Source organism: Bradyrhizobium ferriligni (genome assembly GCF_056837965.1).
In genome coordinates this window covers 38,847-54,389 of sequence record NZ_JBXEJO010000042.1, presented here as the reverse complement: position 1 = coordinate 54,389, position 15,543 = coordinate 38,847, and the positions used below count along the sequence as shown (strand labels likewise).

Genomic DNA, 15,543 nt, shown 5'->3' with positions numbered 1-15,543 from the left:
ACACGGGCCACGGTAGCGAGCGACGTCGAAACGGCAACGCGAACCCGATCTTAACCTAACCGATCAACCTTACCGCGCGTAATCCGGGGCCGCTGGATCTGCGGATGGAGGTGCCCCGGATTTCGGTTCGCTGCATCCAGGCTACGCATGCTTACCTCCCCTTGAAAAGGGGAGGTCGCTTTGCTCGCCAGAGCCAAGCGGGTGGGGATCTGCTCTCTCCGCAAACAGCATCGCCTGCGGCTGACCCCCATCCCGACCTTCCCCCTTTCAGGGGGAAGGAGAAGGCAGACGGCAGCCCGGATGGAGCGCGCGCGATCGCCGAGCCCGCGCGGCTCAGGCATCGGCCTTCTTGGCTTTCTTGGCCTTTTTCTCGCTCTTTTCGTTCTCGTCGTCCTTGTCTTTTTTCTCGGCCTTCTTCTCGTCCTTGCCGTTGTCTTTCTTGCGATTGGTGTAGCGCGCATTGCCAAGCCCGGTTCCGATCGTCAGCACGCCCCAGCGCGCGACATCCTGCATGAACGGGACCTCGGCCAGCCCCTGCACCACGCCGTCATTATGCATCACGATCGCGGTGTCATGATCGCCGATCTGCGGGATCGCCTCGACCAGGCTCGCCGGCAAGTTGAATTTGCTGCTCTCCCAATTGCCGGGCAGGTTCTGCGCACCTTTTTCGATCGATCCGTCCTCATTGATGACGCCGGGACAGGCGATCCCGATGAACGGCGCGAGCTTGAGATTCTCCTTCTCGGCGGCGGCAATCAACTCCTTCAGCATCTTCACCAGCCGCTTCACGGCGCCTTCGCGCGTCGGCTCGTCGTCGGCGTGGCGCCACAGCTCCGATTTCCAGACTGCGGCCTTGGAGAGATCGGGCGCCTTCTTCCAGCGCGTCTCGACAACGCCGCAGCGAATGTTGGTGCCGCCGATATCGACGGCGAGGACGCCGTCATGGGCCTCGAAGATCCACGATGGCGCGAGGTGCAGCGTGCCGATCAGCCCGGCATCATCGGGGTGAAAGCGGATCGGCAGCAAATCGACCTTGAAATCCTCCGACTTCAGGATGATCTCGGTGCGCGCGATGGCGAGCTCACCGAGCCTGGAGTCGCGGAAGCCGCCGCCAACCACGATGCGCTCGGTCTTGGCCCAGGCCTTGGTGTTGAGGAAGCGCCGCGTCACATAGGCGAGCTCCTGGGCAAACTCCTCGATCGCGCTGTGCACGACCGCCGAGGCCTCGGTGTCGTCGCCGACCAGCAGCTCGTCGAGCTTCTTCTTGCTGATCTTGTCCGACGGCTCGTCGCCGAACGGATCCTCGTCCGACTTGCGCAGCGGCTTGCGCCAGCGGTCGAGGATCTTGCGAAAGGCGCCCTTGGAGGCGCGATCGCCGAGAAAGCCCTCGTCGTCCTTCAGCTCGATGTTGAAGCTGTCGATGTCGACAGACGGCAGCCGCGCGGCACCGTGGTGCGCGATGCCCGTGGTCAGTCCAGCGTCTTCAGCCATTCGCCCGTGCCTGCCCGCTTGAGGTTCCCAACGCTATTGTTGGAGCATGATCTTTTCGGAAAACCGCTACACACTTTTCCGGATCATGCTCTAACGACGGGGAACTCAAATGGTTGCGTCCCGCGCTGCGCCGTCTGGCCGGCGCGGGACGCAATTTCGCGTGCCTCAGGCGGCTTTCACCCCGTAACGCGCCGCAGGCGCACTGCGCGACAGGTTCGGCATCAGCTTCTGGCGGGCCGTTTCATAGGCCTGCCAATCGGCTGCCTCCGGCAGCGACGGCACGGTGATGACTTCGCCCTGGTCGAGACCGGCGAGCGCGGCGTCGACCATGTCCTCGGCCCTCATCACGATCTCGCCGGGCAGATGCTCGACCGGCGTGCCGGCCACGTCCCAGAACTCGGTCGCCGTGGCGCCCGGCAGCACCGCCTGGACCCGGATGTTCTTGTCCTTCAGCTCGTGCTGCAGCGACTGCGTCAATGCGAGGACGAAAGCCTTGCTGCCGCCGTAGACGCCGTTGAGCATCTCCGGCGCGACGCCGACCACCGAGGCGATGTTGACGACGGTGCCGCCGCCGCGCGCCACGAATGCCGGCACCGCCGCATAGGTCAGGCGCATCAGCGCGTCGACATTGAGCGCGATCAAGTCGCTCATCTTGTCGACATCGGATGCGAGCAGCGGCGCGGTCGCACCGACGCCCGCATTGTTCACCAGCACGCTGATGCCGGTGTTGCTGCGCAGAATGGATTCGATCCGCGATACGTCGCCGCGCTTGGCGAGGTCGGCGGCAACGATCTCGATCGATCGGCCTGTCTCCGCCGACAGACGCCTGGCAAGCCCATCGAGGCGCTCGCGGTTGCGTGCGACAAGGATCAGATCGTAGCCACGCCGTGCGAGCCGGTCCGCGTAGAGGGCACCGATTCCGGACGACGCACCGGTAACGAGCGCCGTTCCTTTGGCTGACTTGGTCATGTTGGTCTCCTGTTTGACCTGAACGGCCGGACTTGGCCGTTGCTCAGGTTCTACAGGCCCTCTTGCATGTCTCAAATGTCATATATACACCTTTTTAGGACACAGATTGCCGTTGGAGAGTTCCATGCAGGAGATCGGCTTCGTCGTCTTCCCGGGCTTCCAGGTGATGGGCTTCACCGCCATCACCGCCTTCGAGATCGCCAATCTGGTGGCCGGTGAAAACTTCTACCGGGTCACACTGCTGTCCGAGAATGGCGGCCCGGTGCGGTCATCCGCGGGCTTCAATGTCGAGACCGAAGCGTTCAGCGAGCGCAGCTTCGACACGCTGTTCGTCGGCGCCGGCACCGAGCTGCATCCGGCGTCACCGAAGCTGACCGACTATGTTCGCCGCGCCATGACGGCGTCACAGCGCATCGCCGCGCCCTGCGTTGGCGCCTTCTCGCTCGCCGAAGCCGGCCTGCTCGACGGCCGGCGCGTCTCCACGCACTGGCAATACGCCGCCGAGCTGCAGGCGCGCTTTCCCAAGCTGAAAGTCGAGCAGGATCGCATCTACATCGTCGACGGACCGATCTGGACCTCGGCCGGCATGACCGCGACAATCGATCTGGCGCTGGCGATGGTCGAGCATGACCTCGGCGTCGAGGTCGCCCGTTCGGTGGCGCGCAAGCTCGTCGTCTATCACCGCCGCACCGGCGGACAGTCGCAGTTTTCGGCGCTGCTCGAGCTCGACCCGAAATCCGACCGTATCCAGAACGCGCTCAATTACGCCAAGGCGCATCTGCGCAACGAGCTCTCGGTCGAGGAGTTGGCCGCCGTCGCACGGCTCAGCCCGCGCCAGTTCAGCCGCGCCTTCCGTTCGGAGACCGGTCAGTCGCCGGCCAAGGCAATCGAGCATCTTAGGGTCGAGGCGGCGCGCGAACTGATCGGCGACGGCCGCCATTCGATGGACGAAATTGCCGGTGAGACCGGCTTTGCCGACCGCGAACGGATGCGGCGGGCGTTCCTGCGGGTGCTGGGCCAGCCGCCCCAGACCATCCGCCGCCACGCCAGGACCGCGGCTCGGGCGCATGCTTGAGCCGTCAATCCGGGCCAAAATCACGCCAAACCCTTCATTTTTGGCCGGTTTTTGCCCTGCTTTACCTTGACTCTCCGCGGTTTGCGGCTATAAGTCCGCCCATCCGGCGCGGGGATTTCTCGCGCCGATCGTTTTTGTGCGATCCAGTTTGGGAATTCATTCCCTTCGCGCGAAACACATAACCCATAGCGACTGAACAAAAAGCCGACCCGGGCGATCCGTCCGAGGCCGGAACCGAACACGAAGGAATCAAACGATGTTCGCAGTCATCAAAACCGGCGGCCGGCAGTACCGTGTCGTTCCGAATGATGTACTCGAGATTGGCAAGATCGCCGGCGAAGTCGGCACGATCGTGCAGCTAGGCGAAGTTCTGGTGCTCGGCGGTGACACGCCGGTGCTGGGGACGCCCACCGTGGCAGGCGCCACCGTTGCGGCCGAAGTGCTGCAGCACAAGCGCGGCGCCAAGGTGATCGCGTTCAAGAAGCGTCGCCGCAAGAATTCACGCCGCAAGCGCGGCTATCGCGACGAGCTCACGGTGCTTCGCATCACCGAGATCCTCGCCGATAACGCCAAGCCGACCGTCGGCCCGCGGCCGAAGAAGGAAAAGGTCGCAGCGCCCGCCGATGGCGAGGACGCCGCGCCGAAGGCGGCCAAGAAGAAGGCGCCCGCAAAGGCGCCGGCCGCCAAGAAGGCTCCGGCCAAGAAGGCCGCGGCCAAGGCTTGAGAAGAAGTGATCGTCGCGCTTTCAGATGTGAAGCGTGACAAAACGTGAAATGATTCCGTCAAGGAATTGATCTAGAGATCAAAGCGAAGTCGGAGACGAGCCATGGCTCACAAAAAAGCAGGCGGTTCATCGCGCAACGGGCGTGATTCCAAAGGCAAGCGCCTTGGCATCAAGGCGTTCGGTGGCGAGCGCGTGACCCCCGGAAACATCATCGCGCGTCAGCGCGGCACCACCTGGCATCCTGGCCTTAATGTCGGCATGGGCACCGATCATACTCTCTTCGCCAAGGTCGAGGGTCATGTCGAGTTCCGTGCCAAAGCCAACGGCCGCACATTCGTATCGGTTATTCCGATGGCAGAGGCGGCCGAGTAGACGGTGGACACACATGAGTCCGCCGGGTCCTGTTGAACCGGCGGAGTCGCAAAGGGCTCCAAGGGGAGGCGGGATGACCGGCCTCCCCTTTTTGTTGCGCGCGTTCGACTTCGACCGCGCGTGACGTTCCAAGCGTTGCGTAACGATTTTTCGCATCACAGGAGCTCGACATGTTGCAGGACATCCCGACGCCGACCTTGCGCGAGGCAAGAGCATGCGTCCTCGAGACCGAACGGCTGACATTGCGCAAGCCGACGCTCGCGGACGTAAAAGCAATCGCACGCCTCGCCAACGACCGCCGCATCGCGGAGAACACCCGCCGCCTGCCGCATCCCTATACCCACGACGACGCCATCGACTTCGTGCGCGCGCTCGGCGCCGGCGGACGCGAAACCGTTTTCCTGATCGAGAACAATCACACGCCGATCGGCATGGTCGGCATCGACTGGCGCGAGGAGACATCGGCCGAACTCGGCTACTGGCTCGGCGTCGACTATTGGGGCCAGGGTTTCGGCACCGAGGCCGCGCGCGCCGTGATCGATTACTTCTTCGAGGAATTCGATCTCGACCAGCTGATCTCGGGCGCCCGCGTCGTCAATCCGTCGTCGCGCAACATTCTCGAGAAGTGCGGCTTCCAGTGGGGCGGCGTCGAGCTGCACCGCTTCGAGGCGCTGGGCTCGTCGAGCCCGGTCGACTGCTTCCGCCTGTCGCGCGGCGTCTGGGCGTCGCTGAAGAGCTGGAACAACTCGATCCGGCGGGAGAGCTGAGGCTCGATCCACAACAACGGTCGTCGTCCCCGCGAATGCGGGGACGACAGCTCCGTATGTGGACGCATTCATCCCACACAATCACGCCGGCGGATTGATCGCGGAGTCCGGGCGTCCAAGCTGCTGCTCGCGGACGAAGATGTAGAGGCCGGCCGCGATGATAATGGCGGCGCCGATGATCGTGGCCCAGGACGGCACGTCGCCGAACACCACGAAGCCGAAGATCACCGCCCAGACGATCATCGAATACTGGTACGGCACCACCACGCTCGCCGGCGCGAGCTTCAGCGAACGATTGACGCAAAGCAGCGCCGCGACCGAGATGATGCCGGCCGTGAAGAACAGCACGAGGCTGCCGGCTGACGGCGTCACCCAGCCGAACGGCGAGAGCACGAGGCCCAGGATGAACGTGCCGCCGAATTGCGACGTCGCCAGCACGATATCGGGCGTCGCGCGCAGCGAGCGCGTGATCAGCATCAGCACCGCAAATGACAGGCTGCCGCCAAGCGCGATCATCGCCGGCCAGCTGATCGTCTGCGCCGACGGCCGGAGCGCGATCAGCACCCCGCAGAAGCCGACCAGGATCGCCGTCCAGCGACGCCAGCCGATATGCTCGCCGAGCACGAGGCCCGACATCGCGGTGACGAAGATCGGTCCGGCCAGATAATAGGTGATGACGTCGGCGAGCGGCAGATAGACGGTCGCCAGGAAAAACGCCGCAACCTCCACCGTCGACAGCGTGACGCGCAGCAATTGCAGCCACGGCCGCTCCAGATGCAGGAAATCCGCGCGCCGCTGCCACACGATCGGCAGCAGCACGAGCAGCGCCGCGCAGGCGCGCAGCCACAGCAACTGCCCGACCGAATAGGTGGCGACGATGAATTTGCCCATCGCGTCGCCGAACGAGAACATGAAGATCGACAGCAGCATCAAGCCGATGCCGGCGAGCCGCGCCGATCGATCGTCGTAGGAGGACAGTTTTGCGAACAGGCTCATGGAGGGATTCCCGGGTCGTCCGGTTTAAGAGCCGTGGACGCCCGCGACAAGCCCGCCCATGACGAATTGAACGGAGACGAATTGAACGGATTGCCGCACCTGCGTCGCTGCGATACCGGTAGCTCATCCCGGCAACAAAAAGAGCAGGAAACGCCGCATGAGCGACTTCGACCCCACACAGCATCGCATGGTCCCCGCGCAGCGCTGGTTCGAGGATTTCGTGCTCGGCGAGCGCTTCGTGATTCCGAGCCGGACCCAGACCTCGGCGGTGTTCGCGGCGTTCCAGACCGCCAGCGGCGACACCCATCCGATCCATTACGACGTCGAATATTGCCGCACGCGCGGCATGCCTGATTTGCTCGCCCACGGCTTCCAGACCCTGGTGCACACCGCGCCCGGCGCCGGATTGTTTCCCTATGTCGTGGAGGAGTCGCTGATCGGCTTCCTCGAGCAATCGAGCAAGTTCCTGAAACCGGTCTATGCCGGCGATACCATCTACCCCGCGCTGGAGGTGATCGAGCTGTCGCCGGGCAAGACCACCGGCGTCGTGACGCTGCGCTCGACGGTTCACAACCAGCGCCGCGAGCTGGTGCTGGAGGGGATGCAGAAATTCCTGGTCCGGCGGCGGCCTGCTTAGCTGCTTGGGCCGTAAAAAGGCCCGAAAATTAAGGCTTTTCGCTGAAGTCAGGGCGTTTCCGGGTTGCCGCCGCGGCCACCCTGCCCTAACTAGTGAAAATCATGAAATTCCTCGATGAAGCCAAGGTCTATATTCGCTCAGGCGACGGCGGCAACGGCTGCGTCGCGTTCCGGCGCGAGAAGTTCATCGAGTTCGGCGGTCCTTCGGGCGGCAATGGCGGCCGCGGCGGCGACGTCATCATCGAGTCCGTCGACGGCCTGAACACGCTGATCGACTACCGCTACCAGCAGCACTTCAAGGCGCAAAAAGGCACCAATGGCATGGGCAAGGACCGCCATGGCGCCAACGGCAAGTCGATCGTGCTGAAAGTGCCGGTCGGCACCCAGGTGTTCGACGAGGACCGCGAGACGCTGCTGCACGACTTCACCGAGCTCGGCGAGACCTTCGTGCTGGCCAAGGGCGGCAATGGCGGCTTCGGCAACGCGCATTTCAAATCTTCCACCAACCGCGCCCCGCGCAACGCCAATCCCGGCGCGCCGGGCGAAGAGCGCTGGATCTGGCTGCGGCTGAAGCTGATCGCCGATGCCGGGCTGGTCGGCCTGCCCAATGCCGGCAAATCGACCTTCCTGTCGGTGGTCAGCGCGGCACGGCCGAAGATCGCCGACTATCCCTTCACCACGCTGCATCCGCAGCTTGGCGTGGTGAATTTCGGCGGCCGCGAATTCGTGCTCGCCGACATCCCCGGCCTGATCGAAGGCGCGCATGAAGGCGCCGGCCTCGGCGACCGCTTCCTCGGCCATGTCGAGCGCTGCCGCGTGCTGCTGCATCTGGTCGACGCGACCTGCGAGCATGCCGGCAAGGCCTACAAGACGGTGCGCACCGAGCTCGAAGCCTATGAGGGCCATCTCGCAGACAAGATCGAGATCGTCGCGCTCAACAAGATCGACGCGGTCGCGCCCGACGAACTGAAGAAGCAGAAGGACCGCCTCAAGCGGGCGGCGAAGAAGACCCCGCTGTTGCTGTCAGGCGCGACCGGCGAAGGCGTGCAGGATGCGCTGCGCGCGCTGGTCGAGGTGATCGGCGAAGCGCCGGTGTCCAACAAGGCCAAGGGCGGCCAGGCGGAGCCGTGGGCGACGCCGGTGCCGCAGGGTTGAACGGCACAAGCCGCGTAACGCCTGGACTTCCCAAGCCACATTGTGGCGTCTATTGCTTCCACCTTCCTGCCAGACCAAATCCATGAAACGCCCCGCGCTCAAGAACTTTCGCCGCATCGTCGTCAAGGTCGGCTCATCGCTGCTGGTCGACTCGCAGGCCGGCGAAGTGCGCGCGTCCTGGCTCGCCGCGCTGGTCGAGGACATCGCAAAGCTGCACAAGCGGGGCTGCGAGGTCATGGTGGTGTCGTCGGGCTCGATCGCGCTCGGCCGCAGCCGCCTGAAGCTGCCGCGCGGCCCGCTGAAGCTCGAGGAGAGCCAGGCTGCCGCAGCGGTCGGCCAGATCGCGCTGGCGCGGATCTGGTCGGAGGTGCTCGGCCATCACGGCATCGGCGCCGGGCAGATCCTGGTGACGCTGCAGGACACCGAGGAGCGCCGCCGCTATCTCAACGCGCGCTCGACGATCGCAAAGCTGCTCGAATGGGGCGCGGTGCCCGTGATCAACGAGAACGACACGGTCGCGACCACCGAGATCCGCTACGGCGACAATGATCGCCTCGCCGCCCGCGTCGCCACCATGGCGAGCGCGGATCTGCTGATCCTGCTGTCCGATATCGACGGCCTCTACACCGCGCCGCCCGCGGTCGATCCCGACGCCAAGCTGATCCCGGTCGTCGAAAGCATCACCTCGGAGATCGAGGGGATGGCGGGCTCGGCGGGCTCGGAGCTGTCGCGCGGCGGCATGACCACCAAGATCGAGGCCGCGAAGATCGCGACCACGGCCGGCACCCATATGCTGATCGCGTCCGGCAAGATCGAGCATCCGCTTGCTGCGATCGCCGATGGCGGCCGCTGCACCTGGTTCCTGACCCCCGCCAATCCCGTCACCGCGCGAAAACGCTGGATCGCGGGATCGCTCGAGCCGAAGGGCACGCTGACCATCGATGCCGGCGCGGTGGCGGCGCTGCGCGCCGGCAAGAGCCTGCTGCCCGCAGGCGTGATCCGGGTCGACGGCCAGTTCGCCCGCGGGGATGCCGTGGTGGTGCGCGGCCCCGACACCCATGAGATCGGCCGCGGCCTCGTCGCCTACGACGCCGAGAACGCCGAGAAGATCAAGGGCCGCTCCTCGCCCGACGTGATGGCCATCCTGGGCATCAGCGGCCGGTCCGAGATGATCCATCGCGACGACCTCGTGATCGGCCCGGCCGGTACGATCCCACCCAAATAAGCCACTGGATAGGCCATTGGCCGAGCGGAGCGGCCTGCCGCCCACCTGCCATGCCGGTTCCGCGCCTCGCCACCCTTCAATTGCCATGCTAGAACATGGCCTTAGTCCAAAGCTGGTAGTTTCATGAGCGCCCCCCTGAAGGCGATCGACGGCAACGCCGATCTTACTGCCCTGATGACCGACCTCGCCGCCAAGGCGCGCGCCGCGGCGCGCGTGCTGGCACTGGCGCCGCCGGAGCAGAAGGACCGGGCGCTCGTCGCGATCGAGCGCGCGATCCGCGCCAACGCGCCGGCCATCCTCGCCGCCAATGCCGAGGATGTCGCCGAGGCGCGCGCCGCCGGCATGAGCTCTGCCTTCGTCGACCGCCTGACGCTGACCCAGGCGCGCGTCGCCGGCATGGCCGATGGCGTTGCGACCGTGCGCGAGATCATCGATCCGGTCGGCGCCGTCACCGAAAGCTGGCAGCGGCCGAACGGCATGACCATCGAACGCGTCCGCGTGCCGCTCGGCGTCATCGGCGTGATCTTCGAGAGCCGCCCCAACGTCGCCGCCGACGCCGGCGTGCTCTGCCTGAAGTCCGGCAACGCCGTGATCCTGCGCGGCGGCTCGGACAGTTTCCGCTCCTGCCGCGCGATCCATGCCTGCCTGGTGCAGGGCCTGCGTGAAGCCGGCCTGCCCGAGGCCGCGATTACCCTGGTGCCGACCCGTGACCGCGCGGCCGTCGGCCTGATGCTGACGGGATTGAACGGCGGCATCGATGTGATCGTACCGCGCGGCGGCAAGAGTCTCGTTGCACGCGTCGAGGCGGAGGCACGTGTTCCGGTGTTCGCGCATCTCGAGGGCGTCAACCACATTTACGTCGATGCCAGCGCCAGGCTCGATATGGCCAAGGCGGTCGTGCTGAACGCCAAGATGCGCCGTCCCGGCGTCTGCGGCGCGGTCGAGACCCTGCTGGTCGATCGCAACGCTGCCGCGACAAAGCTGAAGCCGCTGGTCGAGCTGCTGATCGATGCAGGCTGCGAGGTGCGCGGCGACGACGTCGTGCAAAGCGCCGATGCCAGGGTGAAGCCCGCATCCGACGAGGACTGGGACACCGAATATGAGGACGCGATCATCTCGGCGAAGATCGTCGACGGTCTCGATGAAGCGATTGCGCATATTCAGAATCACGGCTCGCATCACACCGATGCGATCGTGACCGAGGATGCCGCTGCCGCGCAAAGATTTCTCAACGAGGTCGATTCGGCGATCGTGCTGCACAACGCCTCGACCCAGTTCGCCGACGGCGGCGAGTTCGGCTTCGGCGCGGAGATCGGAATTGCCACCGGCAAATTCCACGCCCGCGGGCCGGTCGGCGCCGAGCAGCTGACGAGCTTCAAGTACCGCGTCCACGGCACCGGGCAGACGCGGCCGTGATCATTGTCGCACGCGCACGGTAAGCCCTTGCAGCAAGCATCGAGCGTGTCGTTATCCGCAGCCCAGGCGCTTCCGTTCTATACCAACGGCATGCGCATCGGGCTGCTTGGCGGCTCGTTCAATCCGCCGCACGCCGCGCATCGCGCCATCAGCCTGTTTGCGCTCAAGCGCCTGCAGCTCGACCGCGTGTGGTGGCTGCTGACGCCGGGCAATCCGCTGAAGAACCATGATGGCCTGCATGCGCTTGCCGAGCGCGCCGAGGCCGCGCGCCGCGTTGCCGACGATCCGCGCATCGACATCAGCTGTCTCGAAGCTGTCATTGGCGTCAGCTACACTGTGGACACGATCATCCACTTGCGCCGCCGTGTCTCCGGCGTGCACTTCGTCTGGATCATGGGCGCTGACAATCTCGCGCAATTTCATCGCTGGAAAGATTGGCGGCGCATCGCGTCCGATGTGCCGATTGCCGTGATCGATCGTCCGCCGCAAAGCTTCCGCGCCCTTGCCGCACCGGCGGCGCAGGCACTCGCGCGCTATCGCATGCCCGAAAATCAGGCGACACGGCTGGCCGACCAGCAGGCGCCGGCCTGGGTGTTCCTGACAGGAATGAAATCCAATCTGTCTTCGACCGGACTTCGGAACCCGGACGGGAGCTGGAGAACGGGATGAAGCGCAAAAGGGTTACTGGAATATTGAAACCATTAACCCCACATGCGTAGTATGGTGCGTGGGGCCGAGGATTCGGCACCCGCGATACAGTGAAAGGAATGGTCCCTGGCCACATCTGTATTGTCAAAGTCTGTTTTACCCAAGGTTCCAAAGACTGCGCGTAAAACATCGACGAAAACCGCGGCCTTGCAGGCGCAGCCGGACGCCGACAAACCGGATGCCAACAAGACGCTGAGCCTGATCCTCTCCCGCCTCGAGGACATGAAGGCGGAAGAGACGGTCACCATCGACCTTCGGGGCAAATCCGCATATTCCGACTACATGATCGTCACCACGGGCCGCGTTAACCGGCACGTTGGCGCGATCGCGGAAAATGTGACGAAGAGCCTCAAGGAGAACGGGATCAGGAACATCCATGTCGAGGGCTTGCCCAATTGCGACTGGGTGCTGATCGATTCCGGCGACGTGATCGTGCACGTGTTCAGGCCTGAGGTGCGCGAGTTCTACAATCTCGAACGGTTGTGGACTCAGAACCCGGCGGTCGCGGCGGTCTAAGGGGTATCGAAGCCGATGCGAATCGGCTGCAGCGCAGCTAGTCTGCGTTGATGCGCCTCGTCGTGATCTGCATCGGCCGTCTGAAACAGGGCCCTGAACGGGAGCTCGCCGAGCGTTACCGCGAGCGCTTCGAGGATATCGGCCGCAAGCTCGGGTTTCGTGGCCTCGAGATCCATGAGATCGCGGAAAGCCGCGCGCGCGACACCGCCGCGCGCATTGCCGAAGAAGCTGCGGCGATCTCGGCGCTGCTGCCCGAGAAGCACGCGCTGGTCGCCCTCGACGAACGCGGCAAGAGCATCGACAGTGCGAGCCTTGCCCGGCAGCTCGGCCGCTGGCGCGACGAGGGAACAGCACATACTGTCTTCGTGATCGGCGGCGCGGACGGACTTTCGCCTGAATTGCAGCGCAAGGCTTTGTTGCGAATTGCATTCGGCTCCGCGACCTGGCCGCATCAAATGGTCCGCGTCATGCTTTTGGAACAGATTTATCGCGCCGCGACCATTTTGGCCGGCCACCCCTATCATCGCGCGTAAGACGCGGTGACGGACAGTCGAAAGCGCTGAACTCACGCGAATGCAGCACAAGCGGGACACAGCTTCGTATTCGGCTTCGCATGTCGGCACCGCGCGCCGCCGCTGGCTGCCGGCATCGCTGCCGCTGTCGATCGCGATGTTCGCCGCATGTCCGCTGGTCGCGGCGCATGCGCAAGCGACACCATCAGCACAACAGCCCGCGCCGCCCGCACAGCAGGCCGCGACAGCAGAGACATCGCCCGACGCGATCAAGCAGCGCGAGCAGGAACTCGAGGCCGCGCGCGAGCAGCAGCGCAAGGCGACCGAGCTGCAGGAGAAGCTGAAGGCCGATATCGCCGCGATCGGCCAGGACCGCAGCAAGCTCAATCAGCAGCTGATCGACATTGCCGGCCAGGTGCGCGGCGTCGAGACCCGGATCGCGGACGCCGAGGCGCGCCTGCAGCCGCTCGACGGCCGTGAGCGCGAAATCCGCGCCTCGCTCGATTCACGCCGCTCCGAGGTGATCGAGGTGCTGGCCGCGTTGCAGCGCGCCGGGCGGCGCACGCCGCCGGCGCTGCTGGTGCGGCCCGAGGACGCGCTGCAATCGCTGCGCACCGCGATGCTGCTCGGCGCCGTGGTGCCGGAGTTGCGCGTCCGCGCCGAGAAGCTTGCGGCCGATCTCGGCGAACTGGTGGCGCTGCGCAAGACCATCTCGACCGAACGCGATGCGCTGGCGGCCGACCGCGACAAGCTGAGGGAAGACCAGACCCGCCTGGCGGCGCTGGTCGACGAACGGCAGCGGCAGCAGAGCGCGGCCGAAAAGGACATGGAGGCCGAAGGCGCCCGCGCCATCGCGCTGTCGAAGCAGGCCGACAATCTGCAGAGCCTGATCGCCAAGATGGAGCAGGATCTCAAGAGCGCGGCCAAGGCCGCCGCCACGGCCAGCCTCCAGGGAGCGCCGGCGACGGTTAACGGCAAGCCGAATCTGGGGGCGCTCAAGGACCCGGCCCGCATGAGCCCGGCGGTCGCTTTCGCCTCGGCCAAAGGCCTGTTCTCCTATCCCGTGAATGGCACCAAGATTCGCGAATTTGGCGGTTCCGACGGCGCGGGGGGCGTACAAAAAGGCATTTCTTTGGCAGCCAAGCCGGGCGCGCAGGTCACAACCCCGTGTGACGGCTGGGTTGTTTACGCTGGTCCTTTCCGCAGCTATGGACAACTCTTGATCCTCAATGCCGGGGGCGGGTATCATGTCCTGATCGCCGGGATGGAGCGTATTTCGGTAAACATCGGCCAGTTTGTACTCACGGGGGAGCCGGTTGCGACCATGGGGTCGACGTCCCAGGTTGCATCCATTCTCGCCACCAATGCGAGCCAGCCAGTGCTCTATGTCGAGTTCCGGAAAGACGGCACTCCAATCGATCCAGGTCCATGGTGGGCCGCAAATGAAGGCGAAAAGGTTCGCGGATGATGCGCAAGACTTCGGTAATTCTCCTTAGCGCCGCCACCGGCGCGGCCCTGACGCTTTTCGTCACGCAGCCCCGCGCTGTGCTGATGGGATCGAGCGCGCGCGCCGCGACGTCGGACACCTATCGCCAGCTCAATCTGTTCGGCGACGTGTTCGAGCGGGTGCGCAGCGACTATGTCGAGAAGCCCGATGACAGCAAGCTGGTCGAATCCGCGATCTCCGGCATGCTGTCCGGCCTCGACCCGCACTCGAGCTACATGGACGCCAAGAGCTTCCGCGATATGCAGGTGCAGACCCGCGGCGAGTTCGGCGGCCTCGGCATCGAAGTCACGATGGAAGACGGCCTGATCAAGGTGGTCTCGCCGATCGACGACACCCCGGCCTCGAAGGCCGGCATCATGGCCAACGACATCATCACGACCCTCGACGACGAGGCCGTGCAGGGCCTGACCTTGAACCAGGCCGTCGAGAAGATGCGTGGTCCGGTCAACACCAAGATCAAGCTCAAGATCATCCGCAAGGGCCAGGACAATCCGATCGACGTCACGCTGGTGCGCGACAACATCCGCGTCCGCTCGGTGCGTGCGCGCGTCGAGGCCGATGACATCGCCTATATCCGCATCACCACCTTCAATGAGCAGACCACCGAAGGCCTGAAGAAGGAGATCACCAATCTGCAGGGCCAGATCGGCGACAAGCTGAAGGGCTACGTCATCGATCTTCGCAACAACCCGGGCGGCCTGCTCGAAGAGGCGGTCACGGTGTCCGACTCCTTCCTGGAGCGCGGCGAGATTGTCTCGACCCGCGGACGCAATGCCGAGGAAACCCAGCGCCGCGCCGCCCATCCGGGCGACCTGACCAAGGGCAAGCCGGTGATCGTGCTGATCAACGGCGGCTCGGCCTCCGCCTCCGAAATCGTCGCCGGCGCGCTGCAGGACCACAAGCGGGCGACGCTGGTCGGCACCCGTTCGTTCGGCAAGGGCTCGGTGCAGACCATCATCCCGCTCGGCTCGGGCAATGGCGCGCTGCGCCTGACCACCGCGCGCTACTACACGCCGTCGGGCAAGTCGATCCAGGCCAAGGGCATCGTGCCCGACATCGAGGTGCTGCAGGACGTGCCGGAAGAGCTGAAGGCGCGCACCGACACCAAGGGCGAAGCCTCGCTGCGCGGCCACCTGAAGAACGACGGCGACGAGAAGACCGGCTCGCAGTCCTACGTCCCGCCGGACGCCAAGGACGACAAGGCGCTGAAGATGGCCGACGACCTGCTGCACGGCATCAAGTCGACCTCCAGCGCGCCAGCGGCGCCGGAGGCTGCGCGCGACAAGGCCGCGGTCGACAAGCCGGGCAACAAGGCCGCGAACTGATTTAATCCGATCGATTCGGCGAACAGGGCGGCCCTCGGGCCGCCCTTTCTGCTTTCAGTGTGTCCACCCGTAACCGTGCTTTGACGGGGAGGCCGGCGCGCGGGAATGCACCGCATCGTGCTATCGTTCGCGCTGTTGATTCGGGGAGG

16 protein-coding genes are annotated in these 15,543 nt (G+C 65.0%); 13 read left to right on the top strand and 3 right to left on the bottom strand.

Annotation, left to right across the window (positions count from 1 at the left end; translation table 11 throughout):
* Positions 1-333: 333 nt before the first annotated feature.
* Together AC1VNY_RS24510 and AC1VNY_RS24505 are read right to left on the bottom strand one after the other, a co-directional pair.
* Positions 334-1,491 carry an ROK family protein gene (locus tag AC1VNY_RS24510; RefSeq protein ID WP_482407090.1) on the bottom strand — a complete coding sequence of 386 codons (1,158 nt, stop codon included), beginning with the start codon at positions 1,489-1,491 and terminating at the stop codon, positions 334-336.
* 165 nt (positions 1,492-1,656) lie between these two features.
* A complete protein-coding gene (locus AC1VNY_RS24505) occupies positions 1,657-2,460 on the bottom strand; it encodes an SDR family NAD(P)-dependent oxidoreductase (RefSeq protein WP_482407089.1) in 804 nt (267 codons plus the stop codon).
* Positions 2,461-2,584: 124 nt separating this feature from the next.
* Between AC1VNY_RS24505 and AC1VNY_RS24500 the strand changes: the two genes are divergently transcribed.
* The 4 genes from AC1VNY_RS24500 (at position 2,585) to AC1VNY_RS24485 (ending at position 5,398) form a co-directional block, all read left to right on the top strand.
* Entirely contained in the window at positions 2,585-3,535 is a 951-nt protein-coding gene (locus AC1VNY_RS24500; RefSeq protein ID WP_482407088.1) for a GlxA family transcriptional regulator, read from the top strand.
* A 256-nt stretch (positions 3,536-3,791) separates the two neighbouring features.
* Positions 3,792-4,259, top strand: a complete 468-nt coding sequence (rplU, locus tag AC1VNY_RS24495) for a 50S ribosomal protein L21 (RefSeq protein WP_038384664.1) — start codon at positions 3,792-3,794, stop codon at positions 4,257-4,259.
* Positions 4,260-4,361: 102 nt separating this feature from the next.
* The gene (rpmA, locus tag AC1VNY_RS24490; RefSeq protein WP_482407087.1) at positions 4,362-4,631 is read left to right on the top strand and encodes a 50S ribosomal protein L27; all 270 of its coding nucleotides are present in this window, start codon (positions 4,362-4,364) and stop codon (positions 4,629-4,631) included.
* A 170-nt stretch (positions 4,632-4,801) separates the two neighbouring features.
* The gene (locus AC1VNY_RS24485; RefSeq protein ID WP_028340789.1) at positions 4,802-5,398 is read left to right on the top strand and encodes a GNAT family N-acetyltransferase; all 597 of its coding nucleotides are present in this window, start codon (positions 4,802-4,804) and stop codon (positions 5,396-5,398) included.
* 81 nt (positions 5,399-5,479) lie between these two features.
* Here the strand turns inward: AC1VNY_RS24485 and AC1VNY_RS24480 are convergent, their stop codons facing one another.
* On the bottom strand, positions 5,480-6,394 hold the full coding sequence (locus AC1VNY_RS24480) for a DMT family transporter (protein WP_461192309.1): 915 nt from the start codon (positions 6,392-6,394) through the stop codon (positions 5,480-5,482).
* 157 nt (positions 6,395-6,551) lie between these two features.
* Here AC1VNY_RS24480 and AC1VNY_RS24475 point away from each other — a divergent pair, with 157 nt between their 5' ends.
* From AC1VNY_RS24475 to AC1VNY_RS24435, 9 genes are all read left to right on the top strand, one after another.
* Positions 6,552-7,031, top strand: coding sequence for a MaoC family dehydratase (locus AC1VNY_RS24475; RefSeq protein WP_069277297.1), 480 nt, complete (start codon positions 6,552-6,554; stop codon positions 7,029-7,031).
* Between the two features lie 101 nt (positions 7,032-7,132).
* Positions 7,133-8,185 (top strand): GTPase ObgE, encoded by a 1,053-nt coding sequence (gene obgE, locus AC1VNY_RS24470; protein ID WP_456778457.1) that lies wholly within the window; start codon positions 7,133-7,135, stop codon positions 8,183-8,185.
* Positions 8,186-8,267: 82 nt separating this feature from the next.
* Entirely contained in the window at positions 8,268-9,410 is a 1,143-nt protein-coding gene (gene proB / locus AC1VNY_RS24465; protein WP_038384669.1) for a glutamate 5-kinase, read from the top strand.
* A 123-nt stretch (positions 9,411-9,533) separates the two neighbouring features.
* On the top strand, positions 9,534-10,826 hold the full coding sequence (locus tag AC1VNY_RS24460) for a glutamate-5-semialdehyde dehydrogenase (RefSeq protein WP_482407086.1): 1,293 nt from the start codon (positions 9,534-9,536) through the stop codon (positions 10,824-10,826).
* A gap of 45 nt (positions 10,827-10,871) precedes the next feature.
* Positions 10,872-11,495, top strand: coding sequence for a nicotinate-nucleotide adenylyltransferase (locus AC1VNY_RS24455; protein WP_028340795.1), 624 nt, complete (start codon positions 10,872-10,874; stop codon positions 11,493-11,495).
* A 186-nt stretch (positions 11,496-11,681) separates the two neighbouring features.
* Positions 11,682-12,050 carry a ribosome silencing factor gene (rsfS, locus tag AC1VNY_RS24450; RefSeq protein ID WP_028340796.1) on the top strand — a complete coding sequence of 123 codons (369 nt, stop codon included), beginning with the start codon at positions 11,682-11,684 and terminating at the stop codon, positions 12,048-12,050.
* A gap of 50 nt (positions 12,051-12,100) precedes the next feature.
* Entirely contained in the window at positions 12,101-12,583 is a 483-nt protein-coding gene (rlmH, locus tag AC1VNY_RS24445; RefSeq protein WP_482407085.1) for a 23S rRNA (pseudouridine(1915)-N(3))-methyltransferase RlmH, read from the top strand.
* A 40-nt stretch (positions 12,584-12,623) separates the two neighbouring features.
* Positions 12,624-14,030 (top strand): murein hydrolase activator EnvC family protein, encoded by a 1,407-nt coding sequence (locus AC1VNY_RS24440; RefSeq protein ID WP_482407084.1) that lies wholly within the window; start codon positions 12,624-12,626, stop codon positions 14,028-14,030.
* Positions 14,027-15,394 carry a S41 family peptidase gene (locus tag AC1VNY_RS24435; RefSeq protein WP_018269401.1) on the top strand — a complete coding sequence of 456 codons (1,368 nt, stop codon included), beginning with the start codon at positions 14,027-14,029 and terminating at the stop codon, positions 15,392-15,394. Before AC1VNY_RS24440 ends, AC1VNY_RS24435 begins: the two co-directional genes overlap by 4 nt.
* The last annotated feature ends 149 nt before the right edge of the window (positions 15,395-15,543 follow it).

Bases quoted from the DNA above. Each gene is read 5' to 3' on its own strand.
- AC1VNY_RS24440 (WP_482407084.1), top strand. From the start codon at position 12,624: ATGCAGCACAAGCGGGACACAGCTTCGTATTCGGCTTCGCATGTCGGC.
- rlmH (WP_482407085.1), top strand. From the start codon at position 12,101: ATGCGCCTCGTCGTGATCTGCATCGGCCGTCTGAAACAGGGCCCTGAA.
- rpmA (WP_482407087.1), top strand. From the start codon at position 4,362: ATGGCTCACAAAAAAGCAGGCGGTTCATCGCGCAACGGGCGTGATTCC.
- rplU (WP_038384664.1), top strand. From the start codon at position 3,792: ATGTTCGCAGTCATCAAAACCGGCGGCCGGCAGTACCGTGTCGTTCCG.
- AC1VNY_RS24505 (WP_482407089.1), bottom strand. From the start codon at position 2,460: ATGACCAAGTCAGCCAAAGGAACGGCGCTCGTTACCGGTGCGTCGTCC.
- AC1VNY_RS24475 (WP_069277297.1), top strand. From the start codon at position 6,552: ATGAGCGACTTCGACCCCACACAGCATCGCATGGTCCCCGCGCAGCGC.
- AC1VNY_RS24510 (WP_482407090.1), bottom strand. From the start codon at position 1,491: ATGGCTGAAGACGCTGGACTGACCACGGGCATCGCGCACCACGGTGCC.
- obgE (WP_456778457.1), top strand. From the start codon at position 7,133: ATGAAATTCCTCGATGAAGCCAAGGTCTATATTCGCTCAGGCGACGGC.
- AC1VNY_RS24480 (WP_461192309.1), bottom strand. From the start codon at position 6,394: ATGAGCCTGTTCGCAAAACTGTCCTCCTACGACGATCGATCGGCGCGG.
- proB (WP_038384669.1), top strand. From the start codon at position 8,268: ATGAAACGCCCCGCGCTCAAGAACTTTCGCCGCATCGTCGTCAAGGTC.
- AC1VNY_RS24435 (WP_018269401.1), top strand. From the start codon at position 14,027: ATGATGCGCAAGACTTCGGTAATTCTCCTTAGCGCCGCCACCGGCGCG.
- AC1VNY_RS24460 (WP_482407086.1), top strand. From the start codon at position 9,534: ATGAGCGCCCCCCTGAAGGCGATCGACGGCAACGCCGATCTTACTGCC.
- AC1VNY_RS24485 (WP_028340789.1), top strand. From the start codon at position 4,802: ATGTTGCAGGACATCCCGACGCCGACCTTGCGCGAGGCAAGAGCATGC.
- AC1VNY_RS24500 (WP_482407088.1), top strand. From the start codon at position 2,585: ATGCAGGAGATCGGCTTCGTCGTCTTCCCGGGCTTCCAGGTGATGGGC.